Source organism: Mycolicibacterium arcueilense, assembly GCF_058536225.1.
The window spans coordinates 68188-86909 of the sequence record NZ_JBZTYL010000035.1 but is presented as its reverse complement, the minus strand read 5'-3'; the positions used below and the strand labels follow the sequence as shown (position 1 = coordinate 86909).

The 18722-nt window shown below is 66.1% G+C and carries 18 protein-coding genes; 9 read left to right on the top strand and 9 right to left on the bottom strand.

The window, feature by feature from the left end:
* Window positions 1–87: 87 nt before the first annotated feature.
* Together AC4LGL_RS30005 and AC4LGL_RS30000 are read left to right on the top strand one after the other, a co-directional pair.
* Window positions 88–1542, top strand: a complete 1455-nt coding sequence (locus tag AC4LGL_RS30005; RefSeq protein WP_491841926.1) for a hypothetical protein — start codon at window positions 88–90, stop codon at window positions 1540–1542.
* Between the two features lie 99 nt (window positions 1543–1641).
* Entirely contained in the window at window positions 1642–2622 is a 981-nt protein-coding gene (locus AC4LGL_RS30000; protein WP_491841925.1) for an NAD(P)H-dependent flavin oxidoreductase, read from the top strand.
* Between the two features lie 89 nt (window positions 2623–2711).
* On the opposite strand, the gene AC4LGL_RS29995 is transcribed toward AC4LGL_RS30000, so the two are convergent.
* Window positions 2712–3428 (bottom strand): TetR/AcrR family transcriptional regulator, encoded by a 717-nt coding sequence (locus tag AC4LGL_RS29995; RefSeq protein WP_491841924.1) that lies wholly within the window; start codon window positions 3426–3428, stop codon window positions 2712–2714.
* Window positions 3429–3518: 90 nt separating this feature from the next.
* Here AC4LGL_RS29995 and AC4LGL_RS29990 point away from each other — a divergent pair, with 90 nt between their 5' ends.
* The gene (locus tag AC4LGL_RS29990) at window positions 3519–4604 is read left to right on the top strand and encodes an oxygenase MpaB family protein (protein ID WP_491841923.1); all 1086 of its coding nucleotides are present in this window, start codon (window positions 3519–3521) and stop codon (window positions 4602–4604) included.
* A gap of 1 nt (window position 4605) precedes the next feature.
* Window positions 4606–6297 carry an aldehyde dehydrogenase family protein gene (locus AC4LGL_RS29985; protein ID WP_491841922.1) on the top strand — a complete coding sequence of 564 codons (1692 nt, stop codon included), beginning with the start codon at window positions 4606–4608 and terminating at the stop codon, window positions 6295–6297.
* An 8-nt stretch (window positions 6298–6305) separates the two neighbouring features.
* On the opposite strand, the gene AC4LGL_RS29980 is transcribed toward AC4LGL_RS29985, so the two are convergent.
* Window positions 6306–6893: a TetR/AcrR family transcriptional regulator gene (locus AC4LGL_RS29980; protein ID WP_491841921.1), complete on the bottom strand. Its 588-nt coding sequence runs from the start codon at window positions 6891–6893 to the stop codon at window positions 6306–6308.
* A gap of 140 nt (window positions 6894–7033) precedes the next feature.
* Here AC4LGL_RS29980 and AC4LGL_RS29975 point away from each other — a divergent pair, with 140 nt between their 5' ends.
* Genes AC4LGL_RS29975 through AC4LGL_RS29965 form a run of 3 tightly spaced genes read left to right on the top strand, consistent with a single transcriptional unit; the run spans window position 7034 to window position 10951 of the window.
* A complete protein-coding gene (locus AC4LGL_RS29975; RefSeq protein WP_491841920.1) occupies window positions 7034–7756 on the top strand; it encodes an SAM-dependent methyltransferase in 723 nt (240 codons plus the stop codon).
* On the top strand, window positions 7662–8048 hold the full coding sequence (locus tag AC4LGL_RS29970; protein ID WP_491841919.1) for an MmpS family transport accessory protein: 387 nt from the start codon (window positions 7662–7664) through the stop codon (window positions 8046–8048). The genes AC4LGL_RS29975 and AC4LGL_RS29970 overlap by 95 nt, the downstream gene beginning before the upstream one ends.
* Window positions 8045–10951 carry an MMPL/RND family transporter gene (locus AC4LGL_RS29965; RefSeq protein ID WP_491841918.1) on the top strand — a complete coding sequence of 969 codons (2907 nt, stop codon included), beginning with the start codon at window positions 8045–8047 and terminating at the stop codon, window positions 10949–10951. The genes AC4LGL_RS29970 and AC4LGL_RS29965 overlap by 4 nt, the downstream gene beginning before the upstream one ends.
* 71 nt (window positions 10952–11022) lie before the next feature.
* Here the strand turns inward: AC4LGL_RS29965 and AC4LGL_RS29960 are convergent, their stop codons facing one another.
* The 5 genes from AC4LGL_RS29960 to AC4LGL_RS29940 are packed head-to-tail and all read right to left on the bottom strand — an operon-like array spanning window position 11023 to window position 14738.
* On the bottom strand, window positions 11023–11679 hold the full coding sequence (locus AC4LGL_RS29960; protein ID WP_491841917.1) for an O-methyltransferase: 657 nt from the start codon (window positions 11677–11679) through the stop codon (window positions 11023–11025).
* 10 nt (window positions 11680–11689) lie between these two features.
* On the bottom strand, window positions 11690–12160 hold the full coding sequence (locus tag AC4LGL_RS29955; RefSeq protein WP_491841916.1) for a TIGR04338 family metallohydrolase: 471 nt from the start codon (window positions 12158–12160) through the stop codon (window positions 11690–11692).
* Window positions 12157–12900: a DUF2786 domain-containing protein gene (locus AC4LGL_RS29950; RefSeq protein WP_491841915.1), complete on the bottom strand. Its 744-nt coding sequence runs from the start codon at window positions 12898–12900 to the stop codon at window positions 12157–12159. Before AC4LGL_RS29950 ends, AC4LGL_RS29955 begins: the two co-directional genes overlap by 4 nt.
* Window positions 12901–12909: 9 nt before the next feature.
* Window positions 12910–13902, bottom strand: a complete 993-nt coding sequence (locus AC4LGL_RS29945; protein ID WP_491841914.1) for an alpha/beta fold hydrolase — start codon at window positions 13900–13902, stop codon at window positions 12910–12912.
* Window positions 13899–14738 carry an alpha/beta hydrolase gene (locus AC4LGL_RS29940; RefSeq protein ID WP_064881325.1) on the bottom strand — a complete coding sequence of 280 codons (840 nt, stop codon included), beginning with the start codon at window positions 14736–14738 and terminating at the stop codon, window positions 13899–13901. Before AC4LGL_RS29940 ends, AC4LGL_RS29945 begins: the two co-directional genes overlap by 4 nt.
* A 44-nt stretch (window positions 14739–14782) precedes the next feature.
* Between AC4LGL_RS29940 and AC4LGL_RS29935 the strand changes: the two genes are divergently transcribed.
* On the top strand, window positions 14783–15811 hold the full coding sequence (locus AC4LGL_RS29935; protein WP_491841913.1) for a sigma-70 family RNA polymerase sigma factor: 1029 nt from the start codon (window positions 14783–14785) through the stop codon (window positions 15809–15811).
* Between the two features lie 14 nt (window positions 15812–15825).
* On the opposite strand, the gene AC4LGL_RS29930 is transcribed toward AC4LGL_RS29935, so the two are convergent.
* Window positions 15826–16722 (bottom strand): type IV toxin-antitoxin system AbiEi family antitoxin, encoded by an 897-nt coding sequence (locus AC4LGL_RS29930; protein ID WP_491841912.1) that lies wholly within the window; start codon window positions 16720–16722, stop codon window positions 15826–15828.
* 164 nt (window positions 16723–16886) lie between these two features.
* On the bottom strand, window positions 16887–17378 hold the full coding sequence (locus AC4LGL_RS29925; RefSeq protein ID WP_491841911.1) for a VOC family protein: 492 nt from the start codon (window positions 17376–17378) through the stop codon (window positions 16887–16889).
* Between the two features lie 174 nt (window positions 17379–17552).
* Between AC4LGL_RS29925 and AC4LGL_RS29920 the strand changes: the two genes are divergently transcribed.
* Entirely contained in the window at window positions 17553–18677 is a 1125-nt protein-coding gene (locus tag AC4LGL_RS29920; RefSeq protein ID WP_064957619.1) for an NDMA-dependent alcohol dehydrogenase, read from the top strand.
* The last annotated feature ends 45 nt before the right edge of the window (window positions 18678–18722 follow it).

Genomic DNA, 18722 nt, shown 5'->3' with positions numbered 1-18722 from the left:
TTCCAGATTACGCCGCGTCAGGCGAGATGGCGGCGACGGGAAGCGGCCAGAATCGGCCACTGGCGGGCGCCAAGTAAGGTGTTCTCAATGCGGTGGCGCAGCAACGCCCGAACGGATCAACCCACCGGCCCTCGTCAGCAACTCGGCTGGTTCGCAACGCTCTTCGCGATGGCGTTGGTGTTCCACTACACCGACAGCCAACCCCTCGCGATGCTGCCGGCATTGCTGGCGGGTCTGCCCGCCCTGCTATTTCCCGGCTCGGTGGCCGCGGCCGGTCTGGCCGTCACAGCCGGCGCCACGGTGGCCGCGCTGAACCTGCCCGCGGCCGCGAACCATCTGGTGCTGAGCCTGCTGATCGCCGTGGCGCTCGGCACCGCAGCCTTGTGGGCCCTGGCCACCCGGAACCGGCCGGGCGAACCGGACAATTTCGTGGAGCGCTGGCTGAATGCCGCGCGGAGTCCGGTCGGCCTCATGTTGCTCGTGGTCTACCTGTTCACGGTCTTCGACAAGTTGAACACCGCTTATTTCACCCCGGCGACCTCGTGTGGCAGCGAGCTGTTCGGCCAGCTCATCTGGCTGAACGGCTTCGACGGTGTGACGCCGGGCCAGGGTGTGGGTGAGTTCGTCGGCATCGCCGCGGTGGTGATCGAGGCCGCCATTCTCGGGTTGCTGGCGGTGCCGCGGTTGCGCTTCTGGGGCGTGCTGCTGGGGGTGGGCTTCCACTCGATACTGGCGATGGCCTCGTTCTACGACTTCGCCACGGTCGTGTTCGCGGCGTACGTACTGCTGGTCCCGACCGAGGTGTTCGCGACCCTGGCCACCCGCGCTTCCGTGCTGCGGACCGTCGCGCTCGCCGGGTTTGCGGCGCATGTGCTGCTGAGTGTGGTGTCGAGCTCGGCCGACTCTCCGAGGAGCCCGGTCGGACTGCCCTGGCACACCCTGCTGGTGCTCACCTGGTTCGTCGCGGTGGTGCCGTTCATGGCCGCGCTGCTGCGCACGTACTACTCCGCACAGGCGGCAGGTGTCCGTCCGTCGAACTGGAGCTTTCGCCCCGTGGTGCTGCTTCTCGCCCCGCTGCTGGCTCTCGCCAACGGGTTGACGCCGTATGTGGGGCTCAAGACCGTGTCGAACTACTCGATGTTCTCCAACCTGCACACCGAGGAAGGCGCCACCAATCATCTGGTGCCGGGCGTCACCGCACTCCAACTGGCCGACTATCAGCGCGACACCGTCACCGTGGTGGGGATGGAGTTTCCGCAGCAGCCGGAGGACCCGACATACCTTCGCCGACAGCTGCGTTGGATGTCGGAAGATCCCCCGGTCCGCATTCCGTGGCTCGAGTTGCGGCGCAGTGTGGTGCTGTGGCAGGAGGCGGGTATCAGTGGCGTGCGGATCGCCTATCTTCGCGACGGACCACCCCGCGTCGTGGACGACGCCACGAAGGATCCCGTACTCGCGGCACCACTGCCCTGGTGGCAACGGCATCTGCTTGCTTTCCGCCCCGTCGACTCGGGTTGGGGCGCCGACGTCTGCCGCTGGTAGCCCAGGCACCGCGACCGTGCGTGTCTGTCGGCCGCCACGCCGCAAGAAGTCGGCAGTTTGCGCACGCTCACACAGACCCACATGGCGCAGAATCGCGGAATGGACATCCCGGATCGGCTGAAACTCGATGCGCCCGTGGTCCAGGCCGGCATGGGCGGCGGCATTGCGGGTGCTCCGCTGGCCGCCGCGGTGTCAGCGGCCGGCGGACTGGGAACCCTGGGGCTCGTGCCGCCCAGGAAGCTCAGGGCGGCCATCGCAACGGTCCGCGACCAGGCCCCCGGCCGTGCGGTCGCCGTCAATCTCTTGATGCCGTTCACCCGTCGTCCCCATATCGAGGTCTGTCTCGAAGCGAAGATCGACATCGCGGTGATGGCGTTTGCGATCGACCGGGCGTTGATCGAACGACTGACGGACAGGGGCATTTTCGTCATCGTGATGGTCGGCACTGAACGGCAGGCCACGGAGGCGCTCGCCTACGGCGCCGACGGGTTGATCGCGCAGGGCCGTGAGGCGGGTGGGCATCTGGTCGGCACCGTGGCGCAGGCCGATTTCCTGCCAAAGGCTTTGGCACTGGCCGGTTCCCGCCCGGTGTTCGCCGCGGGTGGCATCGCCACGGCGGACGACACGAGAGCGGCGCTCGCCGCGGGCGCGACGGGCGTGGTGGCGGGCACGCGGTTCCTGCTCACCCACGAGTCAGGTGCACATCCCGTTTACCGGCAGCGGATCATCGACACGGAAAAGACGCTGGAGACCACCGTGTTCGGCCTCGCCTGGCCGGAACGTCATCGGGTGATCCCCAACGCGACAACGGATCGGTGGTGTCACCCGGACGGCACGGCCCGCCGGTTGCCGGCGGCCATCAACAAGTTCAGCGCGCCGCTGTCCCGAGTCCCCGACCGTGGTGACGGCGCGATGCTCCGCCTGCAACGTCCGGCGCTGCCGTTCCTCACCCCGGTCACGCTCACTGCCGACATGCCTGCGACGTGGGCGGACCGCGCCGCGCTGTACGCCGGGGATACCGCACTGCGGTTGGACCGGGTTACGTCGGCAGCGCAGGCCGTCGCCGATCTCACACCGTAGGCACGCCCGGAACGCCCGCGTATGTGCGCAAAATGCCGGCGAAATACGGCGTGGCGGGCGGCAGACACGCACGCACGCGGTGCAAGGGCTCAGACGCCGAGCCGTTCCGGGTTGCGGTAGCTCTCGACCTGCGCGGCGATCACGTCGGGCGTCGGCAGCGGCTCGGCGCTGTCCAGGTACACGCCGCCGGCACGCAGTGTGTCGTCGACCAACAGCCAGATCCAGCGCACGAGATCGGCCACCAACCGGCCCTGTGCGGTTGAGCCGGGTTGGTCGAGCCACCGGCCGGTCGTCGATTCCACCAACCCGACGATGGCGAACGCCAGTGGTTGAGGGTCGGTGTCCATGCCAAAGGCGTTGAGATACACCGTGAACAGCGCATCCAGTTGAGTTCCGATGGTCAGCCGGATGTCGGCGATGGCATCGGGCGCCGAGCCGTCGTCACCCAGGGAGCACCGTGCCAGGTAGCGGTAGAGATTCCGGTGTTCGACGAGGAACCGGACGTGGGCACCGACGCCGGCCTCGATGATCTGGGCCATCGATCCGTGGGGCGTCCACAGTGGGGCAAGTTCGGTGTTGAGCATCTCGGCTGCGCGCTGCGCGATCGCGCTCTGCAGATCGGCCGCGCCGGCGAAGTGCCGGTAGAGCTTGGTGCGGGTCACCCCGACATGCGCGGCGATCTGCTCGGTCGAGGCCTGCGGACCGTGTTCGGCGATCGCCGACAGTGCGGCGTCGACGAACTCCGCCCGCCGCCGCTCCCGCTGGCCGGCCCATCGACTCACGGAACCGCTGCCCTCAGTTGCCACAGGCACACCCTAGCCAATCAAGTGGTACATGACGTACCATATCGCAACTGGTACATAACGTACCACTAGATTTCGAAGGGAACGACGCAGATGGACGCGGTAATCGCACTTCGCAAAGCGGCAGGTCTGCCGGCAGTTGCCGAACCCCTGGCACCGGCGGAGGACTACGGTTTCTTCGGCCCCGGGTCGGTCACCTGGAAGGTGTGGAGTTACCCCACCTCGCTGCTGATCGGCTTCTCCCGCGCCGTCACCATCGAGCACCTCGATCCGTTCCTGGCCGCCGCCGTCGACGCCACCGGGCAGGTCTACGCCCGCACCCGCCTGCGTTACGACCGGACCATGCAGTACTTCGCCCTGGTGGCGTTCGGCGACGCCAAATCCGTCCTCGACGCATCCGAGATCCTGGTCAAGATCCACTCCAAGGCTGTCGGCACCGAGCCCATCACCAAGCGGCCGTTCGACGCCAACGATCCGCACTCACAGTTGTGGATCCACCTGACCGCATGGCACTCGATCCTCAAGAGCTACGAGATGTTCGGCCCCGGCAAGCTCTCGGCCGAAGAGGAGAGCCAGTACTGGGAGGAATGCGCGCGGGCCGCGGAGTTCCAGACCATCGACCCCGACGACGTGCCACGCACCCGTGAGGGCATCCGCGCGTACTTCGAGGGCTTCCGCCCAGACCTGGTCGGCTCCGAGGTGGCTCAGCGCATGATGGATTACCTGGTCGATCTGGGCTACCACATCCTGCCCGAGCGGATGCCGCGCTGGATGCGCAAGGCGTTCAACATTCCGATGCGCGCCGCCATCATCGCCACCATGCCGCAGTGGATGCGGCTCCTGGGCGGTATCCCCCAGCGCCGGTTCGCCGATGTCGCGGCCCGCGCCGTGGTGCGGCCCTTCCTGCGGATCATCGCCGCCAAGCCGCGACTCGAACTGGCAGTCCTGGACCTCACCACGCCGAACACCACGCCGATCGTCGGCCCCACCCTGGTCGGCATCCCGGCCAGGAACACGGTCACCTACACGCCCGCCGAGGCCCGGGCGAAGTGGGGCAGACAGACTCCGTTCGAGCAGTACAGTCAGATCATGGCCAAGCGGGAGATCGGGCAGGGTCCGACTCCCTACGCCCACAACCACCACGACGCACTGATGCAATTCGACAAGAGCGTGAGCTGATATGAACGAATCGCAGATCGACCAGGCCCTCGATGATCTCGCCGAAGGCGAAAAGACCTGGGCTTCCCTGTCATTGGCGGCCCGCCGCGGACTCCTCGACGAGGTACGCGCCCTTACCGTGCGCCATGCCACCGAGTGGGTCGACGCTGCCGTCGGGATCAAACAACTCGACCCGGCCTCGCCCCTGGTCGGCGAGGAATGGATGTCCGGCCCGTACTCACTGGTGGCCGGGCTGGCCGCACTGTCGGAGAGCCTGACCAAGCTGGAAGCGGGCCGCAGCCCGCTCGACGGCGCCGAGTTCGGCTACGCGCCCGGCGGCCGGACCACGGTAAAAGCTCTGCCGCTCAACACCTTCGATCAACTTCTGCTGTCCGGGTTCAGCGCCGAGGTGTGGTTGCAGCCCGGAATCGAGAAGGCCGAGGCCATCCGGTCGGCCGGTCTGGCTCAACGCGACCCGTCCCGCACCCACGGTGTGGGCGCGGTGCTGGGCGCGGGCAACATCTTCTCCATCGCGCCGCTGGACACCATCTACGAGTTGTACGCCAACAACCGGGTGGTCGCCCTCAAGCTCAACCCGATCACCGATCCGTTGCAGCCCGTGCTGACCAAGGTGTTGGCACCGTTCATCGCCGTCGGCGCGGTGCGCATCCTTACCGGCGGGGCCGAGGTCGGCACATATCTGGTGCAGCACAAGCTCGTTGACCACGTGCACATGACCGGCAGCGCCCTGACGTACGACGCCATCGTGTTCGGCACCGGCGAGGAGGGTGCCCGACGCAAGGCAGCTGACGAACCCGTACTCGACAAGGAGATGACCGCCGAACTCGGCGGGGTGTCCCCGACGATTGTGCTGCCCGGCTCCTGGAGTGCGGCCGACATCGAGTTCCAGGCCAATCACGTTGCCACGCAACGCCTGCACAACAACGGCTACAACTGCGTGGCGGCGCAGGTGGTGGTGCTGCCCAAGCACTGGGCGCAGCGCGACGAGTTCATCGCCGCCATCCGCAAGGCCTTCAACGATGCACCTGCCCGCCCGGCCTACTACCCGGGCTCAGACGTCAGGGTCGCCGGCGCGGACACGTCGTATCCGGACGCACAGCACCTGGGCTCGAGGGGTGCCCGGGTGCTGGTGGTCGATCCCGCCGACCGCGAAGCGTTGTTGTGCACCGAGTATTTCGGTCCGGTTCTCGGCGTGATCGAGCTCGACGTACCCGACGATCAGTTCGCCGAAGAAGCGGTACGCGTCGCCAACGACGAGTTCGTCGGCACCCTCGGGGTGAACATCATCGCCCACCCGGACTCCATCAAGAACATGGGCGACAAGTTCGACCGCCTCGTCGAGCAGCTGCGCTACGGCACCATCGCGATCAACGCGTGGACCGGCGTCGGCTATCTGACCCCGACGGCCACCTGGGGCGCGTTCCCCGGCCACCGGCGCAATGACATCCAGAGTGGAGTCGGCGTGGTGCACAACGCTTTTCTGCTCGATCGGCCGGAGCGCACGGTGGTCCGCGGTCCGTTCCGTCCGGCGCCGCGTTCGGTGTTCCGCGGCGAGTGGTCGTTGTCCCCCAAGCCGCCGTGGTTCGTCAACAACCGCACCGCGGCGACGACGGGCCGGCTGTTGGTGGACTTCGCCGGGGCACCCGGTTGGAGCAAGCTGCCCGCGATCTTCGCGTCGGCGCTGCGGGGTTAGGTACGGGGCTACCCGGATGCGACGGGCGCGGCCGGCGCCACTGCAGGCAGCAACCGTTGCGCGCAGTCCAGCAGCACCCGGTGCAGCTCTTCGTCGGTGATGTCGTTGAGGGCGGGATCGGTGGCACTGCCGTAGACACCCGAGGCAAGCACCGACATGCAGATCCGGCCTGCGGCGTCGGGCTCGGGGCCCAGCAGGATCAGCGTGAGCCGTTCGATGGTGTCCTGGAGTTCGGCCCGGTCGTGCACCAGAGCGTCGATCACCGGGTCACCGTGGAACACCGCGGTGACCCGGCGGTGCCGCACAGCCATCTCGACCATGCCGCTGACGGCGGCCTCGCGCCGCGCCTCCGGCGTGGACATCGCCTCGGCGATGCGGACCAACCGCACCATGTCGTCGAAGACAGGTTGGATGACCGCGAGCGCGATCTCGTCCTTGGAATGGAACTGGTAGTAGACGGCCGCCTTGCTGACGCCGAGGCGGTCGGCGATCATCTGCAGCGACGTACCTTTGACGCCGTGCTCTGCGAACAGGCTCAGCGCCGCCTCCAGCACCCGCTCGCGGGCAAAGCCACGCGGCGCAACAGCCTTCGCCACACCCGTCCCTTCGTCGCGCTGAGCGTACCGAACGCGTTCTAGATCACAGCGTCAATAGCCAAACTAACTTGATTGAAGTTAGCCGACTGTATAGGTTTCACTTTACATCCGGCAAGGAATCCTGCGGGGGAGGAGTGATGATGCCAACTACATGCGCGTCATATCCGGCAGAACTCCTCGACACCTTTCTCCTCGCCGCTGCCGAAACCGGCATCGAACAGGTGGTGTTCCTGTCCTCCGATCTGGACCCACGTCCTTATCAACTGCCCTGGCCCGCAGGCACCCACGTGTACGTCGTCGACCATCCCGCGATCCTCGACGTCAAGACCGCCGCCATGGCCGGCACCACGCCGACCACAGTCGTGCGAGGAGTCCCCGCCGATGTCAGCGGCGACTGGTCTGCCGCACTGGTCCGGGCAGGATTCGACACCGACCGGAGCGCCCTGTGGAGCGTGGAAGGCGTACTACCCTTCGTTCCATCGGATGAACAGCGTCGACTCGTCGCCGACATCACCGCCCTGAGCGCGCCGGGCAGCCGGCTGATCTCAGAGGTGTCGGTCAGTCCGTTCCGGGACGATTCCGACGGGGACGTCACCGCGGACATCGACGTAGAAAGATGTTGGCGGGATTCCGCCGACACCGAAATGATCACGAAGTGGCAATGGAGCTTCGCCGCCGCCCGGTACGTCACCGCGTACCTGACCTCCGAAAGGCCGACCAGCGAATATGAAGCTGTTGAGACGGTTCTGGATTCCGTTGATCATCATCGTGGTGGTGTTGGTAGGCGGATTCACGGTGATGCGGGTGCGCACGTTCTTCGGCGCAGGCGCCGGCTCCGGCATTTCCAGCGCCAAGGTCGATGACACCAAACCGTTCGACCCCAAGGTCGTGGTCTACGAGATCGACGGCGTGCCCGGGGCCACCGCGGACGTGAACTACCTCGATCTCGACGCCCAGCCCCAGCGCGTCGACGGGGTCACCCTGCCCTGGACGCTGCGTCTGGAGTCCACCGCCCCGTCGGTGTTCCCCAACATCGTCGCGCAGGGCGACGGCAACACGATCAGCTGCCGCATCACCGTCGATGACGAGCTCAAGGACGAGAGAACCTCCAACGGCGTGAACGCCCAGACCTTCTGCTTGGTGAAATCTGCATGAGCAATTACGACACTCCTACCGACTCGATCCCGGTCAGCGGCCCACAGCACGCGCAGCCCGCCGGGCACGGCGGGATCGCCAAATGGATCCGGCGCCTGGCCATCCCGATCATCATCGGCTGGATCGCCGTCATCGGTGTCCTCAATGTGATCGTTCCCCAGCTCGAAGAGGTGGGGAAGATGCGCTCGGTGTCGATGACGCCGGACGACGCACCGTCGATGATCGCCATGAAGCGGGTCGGCGAGGTGTTCCAGGAGTTCAAGTCCAACAGCTCCGTGATGGTCGTGCTCGAGGGCGACAAGCCGCTGGGCGACGACGCACACAAGTACTACGACGAGATCGTCGCCAAGCTCGAGGCCGACAAGAAGCACATCGAGCACGTCCAGGATTTCTGGGGCGACCCGCTGACCGCGTCGGGTGCCCAGAGCTCCGACGGCTTGTCGGCCTACGTGCAGGTCTACACCGCCGGTAACCAGGGCGAGGCGCTGGCCAACGAATCGGTCGAGGCCACCGAGAAGATCGTCCAGAGCGTCCAGGCGCCGGAGGGCGTCAAGGCGTATGTGACCGGCCCGGCAGCGATGTCGGCCGATCAGGAGATCGCCGGTAACCGCAGCCTCGAGATGATCACCGCCCTGACTTTCGTGGTCATCATCATCATGCTGCTGTCGGTCTACCGCTCCATCGTGACCGTGCTACTCACCCTGGTCATGGTGGTGCTGTCGCTGTCGGCCGCTCGCGGTCTGGTGGCTTTCCTGGGCTACTACAACATCATCGGGCTCTCGACGTTCGCCACCAACCTGTTGGTGATGCTGGCCATCGCCGCCTCCACGGACTACGCCATCTTCCTGATAGGCCGATATCAAGAGGCCCGAAGTGTCGGCGAGGACCGGGAACAGGCCTACTACACCATGTTCCACGGCACCGCCCACGTCATCCTGGGTTCGGGCCTGACCATCGCCGGCGCCACGTTCTGCCTGCATTTCACGCGCCTGCCCTACTTCCAGTCGCTGGGTATCCCCCTGGCGATCGGCATGGTGATGGTGGTGCTCGTCGCGCTGTCGCTGGGCTCGGCGATCATCACGGTGGCCACCAGGTTCGGTAAGACGCTGGAACCCAAGCGGGCCATGCGCACCCGCGGGTGGCGCAAGATCGGTGCCGCGGTGGTGCGTTGGCCGGGACCGATCCTGATCGCCACCATCGCGATCTCGCTGATCGGCCTGCTCGCACTGCCGGGGTACAAGACCAACTACAACGACCGCAAGTACCTGCCGCCAGATCTGCCCGCCAACACCGGCTACGCCGCGGCCGACCGGCACTTCTCGCAGGCCCGGATGAACCCCGAGCTGCTGCTGATCGAGAGCGATCACGACCTGCGCAACTCCGCGGACTTCCTGGTGATCGAGCGGATCGCCAAACGCATTGTCGGCGTGCCGGGTGTCTCCCGGGTCCAGGCCATCACGCGCCCGCAGGGAACGCCGATCGAGCACACCTCGATCCCGTTCAACATCAGCATGCAGGGCACGACGCAGACGATGAATCAGAAGTACATGCAGGACCGGATGGCCGACATGCTCAAGCAGGCCGACGAAATGCAGGTCACCGTCGACACGATGACCCAGATGATCGCGCTCATGGAACAGATGCGCGGCGTCATGAACAGCATGGTCGGCAAGATGCACGGCATGGTCGACGACATCAAGGAATTGCGCGACCACATCTCGGATTTCGACGACTTCTTCCGTCCGATCCGCAACTACCTGTACTGGGAACCGCATTGCTTCGACATCCCGATGTGCTGGTCGATCAGATCGGTCTTCGACACCCTTGACGGAATCGACACCATGACAGCCGATTTCGAGCAGATCGTCCCTGACATGGACAAGATGAACGCGCTGATCCCGTTGATGATCGCCAACATGCAGCCGATGATCACCACGATGAAGACGATGAAGACCATGATGCTGACCATGCAGGCCACCCAGGGCGGCATGCAGGATCAGATGGCGGCCATGCAGGATAACTCCACCGCCATGGGTCAGGCCTTCGATGCCGCCAAGAACGACGACTCGTTCTATCTGCCACCGGAGACCTTCGACAATCCGGACTTCAAGCGCGGCATGAAGATGTTCCTGTCCCCTGACGGGCATGCAGTGCGGTTCATCATCAGCCACGAGGGCGATCCCATGAGCCCCGAAGGCGTCGCACACGTCGAACCGATCAAGCTGGCGGCCAAGGAGGCCATCAAGGGCACGCCGCTGGAGGGGTCCAAGATCTACCTCGGCGGCACCGCGGCCATGTTCAAGGACATGCAGGAGGGCGCCAACTACGACCTGCTGATCGCCGGAATCGCCTCGCTCTGCCTGATTTTCATCATCATGTTGATCCTGACCCGAAGCATGGTGGCCGCCGCGGTCATCGTCGGCACCGTCGTGTTGTCGCTCGGCGCCTCGTTCGGCCTGTCGGTGCTCATCTGGCAGCACCTGATCGGCCTGGAATTGCACTGGATGGTGCTGGCCATGTCGGTGATCATCCTGTTGGCCGTGGGGGCCGACTACAACCTGCTGCTGGTCTCCCGATTCAAAGAGGAGATACACGCGGGCTTGAACACCGGCATCATCCGCGCCATGGGCGGTACCGGGTCGGTGGTCACCTCGGCAGGTCTGGTGTTCGCGTTCACCATGATGTCGATGGCGGTCAGCGAGCTGGCCGTGATCGGCCAGGTGGGCACCACCATCGGTCTGGGTCTGCTGTTCGACACCCTGGTCATCCGCTCCTTCATGACCCCGTCGATCGCAGCCCTGATGGGCAAGTGGTTCTGGTGGCCGCAGATGGTGCGTCAGCGTCCCAAGCCCGAGCCGTGGCCGAAGCCGATCCAGCGCGAGCCGCAGGACTCCCTGGCTTAGCCCTGACCTCAACCCCGCGAGCGTGCGTGTCTGCTGATGGACACGCACGCTCGCGGCGTTTGAGGGTCCGTTTACCGCACGAGCGTCACGGCGAAACCGTCCCAGCCCTTGGTGCCCACGGTTTGAATGGCCGCGGTGTCCAACCGCGGATCGGCACCCATCATCTCCAGCATGTCGCGCACGGCCTGCGCCTGTGCGTCGTCGGCCGCCGGTGCGAGAACCCGACCGAACCGGGTGACGTTGTCCACCACGATGATCGAGCCCGGCCGGCCCAGCTTGATCGCCCACTCGACGTAGCGGACGTTGTTCTCCTTGTCGGCGTCGATGAAGACAAGGTCGAACACGTCACCGCGTTCGGCCAGCCGCGGCAGCGTGTCGAGTGCGGCACCGACGATCACCTCGACGCGGTCAGCGACCGCGGCCCGCGCCAGATTCGCCTGTGCGATCTCGGCGTGACGCGGCTCGTATTCGAGCGTGACGACGCTGCCGTCGGGTCCCACACCACGGGCCAGGTTGATGGTGCTGTACCCGGCGAGAGTGCCGATCTCAAGCACCCGACGCGCCCCGGAGATCGTCGCGAGCAGCGACAGCAGCTTGCCGTGCTGAGCCGACACCTCGATGGCGGGCATATCGGCGGCGTGTGCGGACTGACGCGCCGCGATCAGCGCCTCGTCTTCAGTGCGCAACACCTCGTTGAACATGGCATCGACGTCAGCGGCCTCGGTCATGTGCGCCAGGCTAGAGGACGCCTTCCTTGGCGTACACCATCCGCAACACCAGCCCGACCTCCGGACCCATGACCGTTTCGCAGAGCTCGCTGTAGGCGGCGACGAAGGCCGGCCCGTGGGGCGGGTCGGCATGGCTGACGTGGTGGGCCAGTTCGTGAAGTACCACCAACTCTCGCAGTGCCCAGGTATCGCGCTCGGGGACGGCGATGACGGCCTTGCCGTCGACCCATTCGTAGTGCGCCGCCGTGGCTCCCCGACGGGAACGCACCGCAACCGGGCCGGCTCCGACCCGGGCGACGACGTCGTCGACGTAGCGCTGCACCGAATCGACGGACCCGAACCTCGCCTCCGGCGGCAATGTCAGTGAGGTACCGAAGAAGTCGATGGCGCGCGAACTGTGTTGTGCCGCACGGTCGAACATGGTGCGCACGAACTGTTCGGCGGCGTACACCCTGGCGCGCTGGGTGTCCCTGGTGCTCACTGCTCCAAGGCGCCGCGCGCGCCGGAGATCTCCTGGCCGGCCCCGAGCCGCGCGTGGCGACCGGCGCGGTCCCCGGCCCGGCGAGCGGCCGACGAATACCCGGCCGAGGCGTTCGTCGCGCGCCAGGTCCCACGGGCCTGCGAGGCTTCCCGGTAGAAGCTGCGCAGCTCGATGTCCTTGTCCCGCAGGGCGATAGCGGTGCCCGGCCGGTCGGCCTCGTCGGCCTCGCGTTGCGCTTCCTCCCGGGCCTCGGTCAGGCGCTGGCCGATCCGGGCACCGAAGGCCAGCTGGAAGTTCAGCCGGGCGGTGATGGTCGGGGTCGGACGGTGGGCGCCCGAGGCGATATAGCTCTCCGACGCCTTGACCATCTGCACCAGCAGGCTGGTGTAGAGGGCGTGGGTGGCGTCGATGTCCTCGGCGAACCCGTAGGCGTAGACGAAGGTCGAGTTGGACGCCACATCACATTTCACGTCGTTGGCCATCCCGATCACCACGAACAGCTGTACATAGGTACGCAATCCGCGTCTGCCGGCCTCGCCGATGGTGATGGTGCGTTGCACCGGCATCTGCGCTTTGGTGCGCTCCGCGGAATGCGCGCGGGCCAGGGCCAGGTCGATGGAGGTGGCGGTGGCCAGCCGCTGAGCGGCGGCCATGAACGCCTCGGCCTCGTGGAGGTTGTCGGTGCCCTCCGCCTGACGCAGCAGTGCGGCGATGCGCGCCAACATCTTGTCGTCGCTCACGCGACAAACCTAGCCACCGGTACCGACAAACTTGCCGATCGCCTCCACCACCTGGAGTGACAGCGATCCGGGCTTGCCGTAGTTGGCGATGCTGTCGGTGGGATCGTCGCGCAGCACGTGGTTGACGCCCTTCAGTTCGACGACCGTGAGCGCAGTGTGCTTGAGCGCGCCGATCAGCGGACGTTCGGTCTCACAGTTGGCCTGCGCGTCGGAGTCTGAGCAGGTGAGCAGCACCGGCATGCCGTCGGGCAGCCGGGCCGCCAGTTGCAGCGGGTCGATCTTGTCGGCCTCGACGATGGCGTTGAGGTTGTCCTTGTTGACGATGGCGCTCAGGCCCTCGGGCAGGTTGGCGGGCACGGTCCCCTTGGTGCGGATCTCGTCGACGGCGGCCAGCCAGGCTGTCAGTACCTCAGGAGTGGCCCCGGCGCGCACCCGGTTGGTGATGATGTCCAGGTAGCGCCCGGACAGTGGCTGAAACAGGGCCAACGAGTGGACCTTCGGATCGGCAGCGCCGGCCAGGGTCATGGCGTGGATGGCGCCCTCACCCACCGCGTAGATCGACAGCTCGGCCTTGTCGGCGTCCGGCTGTGCGGTCAGGAAGCGCAGAGCGGCGGCCGCGCCGGTGGTGTACACGGCGCTGACCACGTCGGTGGGCTTCTTCGCGTAGGGGCCGAGCTTGGTGGCACCGGTTCCGATCTTGTCGTAGCGCAGGGACGCAACACCCTTGTCCGACAACGTTTCCGCGAGCTGACGCATGTTGCCGACCGGGCCGACGACCTTGTTGTCGCCGTTGCGGTCGGTGGGTCCGCTCTCGGAGATCAGCAGCGCGGCCGGGCGCGCCGCGCCCGCGTGCCGGTAGGACCCGTGGATGGTGAGCCCGTCGGCGTCGAAGGTGACGTCGGTGTCGGTCCACGTCGGCTGCTGAGCCTCCTTCGACGCCTCGTCCGTACCGCAGCCGGCGACCAGGAGCACCGAAAGCAGTGCCACCACAAGCTTTCTCACAGGTGCGTCTCGATCCAGGACGTCACGTCGTCGAGAACCAGCCCCTTCTCGGGCTCGTTGAACACCTCGTGGAACAGGCCCGGGTACACCTTGAGGTGCACATCCTCGGACGCCACACATTCGACAAGACGGTGGCTGCCTTCGACGGCCACCAGCCGATCCTTCTCGCCGTGCACCACCAGCAGTGGCGCGGTCAGGGCCGAGGCCCGCTGCGGCATGGTCTCCCCCACGATGATCAGCGCACGGGCGATACCCGCGGGAACCTTGCCGTGCCACACCAGCGGATCGGCCTTGTAGGCCGCCACCACCTCGGGGTCGCGGGACACCGCATTGGCGTCCAGATTCTCCACCGGCAACCCGGGGGCGATCTTGCCGAGCACCTTGGCCACCGCCGCCAGCACCGGCGACACGGCGGCCTGCGCGGCCACCGCGGGTCCCGACAGCACCATCGCGGTGTACTCGTCGGGGTATTCGACGCCGTAGCTGAACACGATGCCGCCACCCATGCTGTGCCCCAGCACGAGGCGCGGGAGGGCGGGATACTCGGCGGTCGCGATGCCGACGAGCGTGTGGAAGTCGCCGACGTACTCGGACATGTCGCGCAGGTACACCCGCTTGCCGCCCGAGCGGCCGTGACCGCGGTGGTCCAGGGCGTAGACGACCAGTCCGGCCTCCCCGAACCGTTGCGCGACGTGGTGGTACCGCCCGGCGTGTTCGCCCAGGCCGTGGGAGAGAACGACGACGCCCCGCGGTGCGGTGTCGGGCGTCCATACGTCGTAGACGATGCGGACCCCGCCGACGCCGTCAAAGGTCTGTTCACTGCGGGTGCTGGTCACCCTGGCGAGCGTAGCCGCACCGGTCGGAGATTTTCCGGTCGTGGTTGTCGGGGGTGCTGCGTAAGCTCGCGAATGTGACGGTCCTCGCCCACCGCCTGGATGACGACAGCCCGGCCGATGCGTTCCTGGCCGATGCTCAGCGCTACCGTCGTGAGCTGCTGGCCCACTGCTACCGGATGACCGGCTCGCTGCACGACGCCGAGGATCTGGTGCAGGAGACCTACCTGCGCGCCTGGAAGGCGTACGGGGGTTTCGAGGGCAAGTCGTCGGTGCGGACCTGGTTGTACCGCATTGCCACCAATACGTGCCTGACGGCGTTGGAGGGCAGGCAACGCCGCCCGCTGCCGTCGGGCCTGGGTAATCCGAGTTCGTCACCCACCGACGAGATCGCCGAACACCACGAGATCCCCTGGTTGCAGCCTCTCCCCGATTCCACCGACGACCCGGCGGATCCGAGCACGATCGTGGGGACCCGTGATTCGGTGCGGCTCGCGTTCGTCGCGGCACTGCAGCATCTGTCGGCCCGTCAACGCGCGGTGCTGGTGATGCGGGAGGTGCTGCAGTGGAAGGCGGCCGAGGTGGGCGAGGCGATCGGGGCGTCGACGGCCGCGGTCAACAGCCTGCTGCAGCGCGCCCGGGCCCAGCTCGACGCGGTCGGCCCCAGCCAGGACGACGCGGTGGACCCGCCGGATTCCCCGCACGCCCAGAACCTCCTGCGCAACTACATGGCCGCCTTCGAGGCCTACGACATCGACAAGCTCGTCGAGTTGTTCACCGCCGAGGCCATCTGGGAGATGCCGCCATTCGACAGCTGGTATCAGGGGCCGCAGGCCATCGGCGACCTGTCCCGCTACAAGTGTCCGGCCGAGAAGCCCGGGGACATGCGGTTCATCGCGACGAGCGCCAACGGCCAGCCCGCCGCAGCGATGTACATGCTCAACGCCGAGACGGGCCGGCATGAGGCCTTTCAGCTGCACGTCCTCGACGTCGGCCCTGAGGGCATCTCCCACGTGGTGGCGTTCATGGAGCTGTCGCTGTTCGAGAAGTTCGGTCTGCCCGTCGTCCTGCCTTGACGTCGAGTGGCCAGTTACGCCACACGATCTACTGAAGCCCGTGCAACAACTGGCCACTGAGCTCCTCGGACCCGCAGGGCTTCGCATGTTCGAGCGACGATCACCTGCGGACGATGGTTCAGTAGGTCAGCTCCGACCCTGATGATCAACCACCCTTGCGCGGCGAGTTCGGCATAGCGGTCGATGTCGTTGGTCCGCACCCGAGGATCGGTCCAGTGCTGGGCGCCCTCGTATTCGACTCCGACCTTGAAGTCCGCATAACCCATGTCGATACGCGCAGACCGCCTGGTGCCGAAGTTCCCATGCACCAAGATCTGTGTCTGCGGCTTCGGTAGACCGGCATCGATCAGCACCAGACGGGTGCGGGTTTCCGGCGGCGATTCGGCACCACCGTCCATCAGGTTGAGGACCTCGCGCAGTTGCACCAGACCGCGAACACCCCGATGCCGGTCGAGGAGCGGTGCGATATCGGCCGCGCACAAACCAGTTGCCTGCGAGAGCGCGTCCACCTGGATGACGGCCTCGTCCCGGCCCGGCCGCCGGCCCAGGTCGAAAGCAGTGCGTGCGGGTGTCGTCACCGGAAGACCGGAGAAACGGCGAGTCTCGTCTGCATACAACTCGTCGCGGTGAATCAGGATCCCGGTGGTCGGTTTTCCATTGCGACGGTAGAGCTCGGCAGGCGCTGTCGGGTCGATCCACTGCGTGCCGTACACCGCCGACGCAGACAGACCCGTCAACGTCGCCTGGCGCCCGGACCACAGCCAGGCGGCCAGCGCGCGCTTTGCAGCTGTCATCTCGGCGCCCTTGGCGAGGTAGACATCGCGATAGACAGCCTCATGACGGCTCGCGAGTTTCCGCCTCGTCACCGTCCCAGCCGTCAGCGCCTCTGTGCCGAGAAAGGGATCTTCCATGCCCGTACGGTCACCGCACCGCGTGACACATCCCGCGGCCCCCGGCGCCGTGGCACCCCTGTTGTGGATCAAAGCCGCGCTGGGGATATCCCACTCGAATGGCCAGTTATTGCACGCCAAGCCGGTCTTAATGTGCGCCAACTGGCCACTCGCCGGTCATGAACCTACGAACCTTTGTAGGCCGCTTCTAATTCAGCGATGTCGAACTTCCCGTGGGTGCTCAGCACGGCCGCCATCAACCGGCCATCGGCGGCGTCATCGCCCTTGTCCAGCAGGTCGTAGTACTCCGTCGGGGTGATCTGCCAGGCCAACCCGTACTTGTCCTTGAGCCAGCCGCAGGGCAGTTCCTCGCCGCCCTCTACCAGTGCCGCCCAGATCTGATCGAGCTGTTCCTGTCCGGTGACGCGCACCTCCAGGGAGACGGCCTCGGTGAAGTGGAAGTGCGGGCCACCGTTGATGCCGACGAAGCGCTGACCGGACAGTTCGAATTCGACCACCACCGGCACGTCCTGGGGAGAGGGCGAATCGGGGTGGGAGGCGATGGTCTTGACGATGCGGCCATTACCGCCGAACGCGTCGATGTAGTGCTGCGCGGCCTGTTCGGCCTCGCGGTCGAACCAGAGGTTGGGGACGATGCTTGCGTTGATCTCGGTCATGCGGGATAGACCCGCGTCGGCCGCGCTACTCATCGCCGAGTGGCCACCTGATGCACACAGATCGACCTGACGCGTGTCACAACGAGCCACTCGACGACGAAATCAAGCAGACAAACTGCCTGTTCAGGGGCCAGTTACTCGGCGGTATTGCAACCTGTTCTATTATCGCCTCCCATGAAGACCAAAGGCGCCCTGCTGTGGGAACTCAACTCGCCATTCAAGGTCGACGAGATCGACCTCGGCGACCCCGTCGCCGACGAAGTACAGATCCAGATGCATGCCGCGGGCATGTGCCACTCGGACTACCACCTGACCACCGGTGCGACCCCGATGGCGCTGCCGGCGCTCGGCGGCCATGAGGGCGCCGGCGTCGTCACCAAGGTCGGCAAGAACGTCACCGGCATCGAGGAGGGCGACCACGTCATCCTCGCCTTCATCCCGGCCTGTGGTGAATGCCCGCCGTGTCTGAAGGGCTTCCGCTCACTGTGCGACCGCGGTGCGGTCCTCCTCGGCGGCAAGGCCATCGCCGACGGCACCAGCCGCATCACCGCCGGCGGCCGTGAGGTGTCGCCGATGAACCTGCTGGGCACCTTCGCGCCGTACATGACGGTGCACAAGGATTCGGTCGTCAAGATCGACAAGGACATCCCGTTCGAGACCGCGGCCATCATGGGCTGCGCGGTGCCGACCGGCTTCGGTTCGGCCACCAACGTCGCCGACGTCAAGCCCGGCGAGACCGTCGTCGTCGTCGGCGTCGGCGGCATCGGCATGAGTGCGCTGCAGGGCGCGGTGATCTCGGGCGCCAAGCACGTCATCGCGATCGACCCGAACGAGTGGAAGCGCGAGCAGGCCATCAAGTTCGGCGCCACCCACGTCTACGCGTCGATGGCCGAGGCCATCGCGCCGATGATCGAGTTCACCTGGGGTCTGATGGCCGACAAGGTCATCATCGCCGTGGGTGAGATGAAGGGTGAGTACATCGAAGAGGCGATGATCCTCACCGCCAAGACCGGCACCTGTGTGGTGACGGGCATGGGTTCGATGATGGACGCCGACGTCAAGCTCAACCTGTTCCTGTTCACCATGTTGCAGAAGACGTTGAAGGGCAACATCTTCGGCGGCGGCAACTCGCACGTCGAGACGCCCCGGCTGACGGCGCTGTACAAGTCGGGCCTGCTCAACATCGACGACATGATCACGCGGACCTACAAGCTCGAGGACATTAACCAGGGCTACCAGGACATGTTGGACGGCAACAACATTCGCGGTGTCATCAAGTTCGACGAGTCGGACTGGTAAACCCCCACAGACACGGAATCCCCCTTTTCAGCGTCGAAAAGGGGG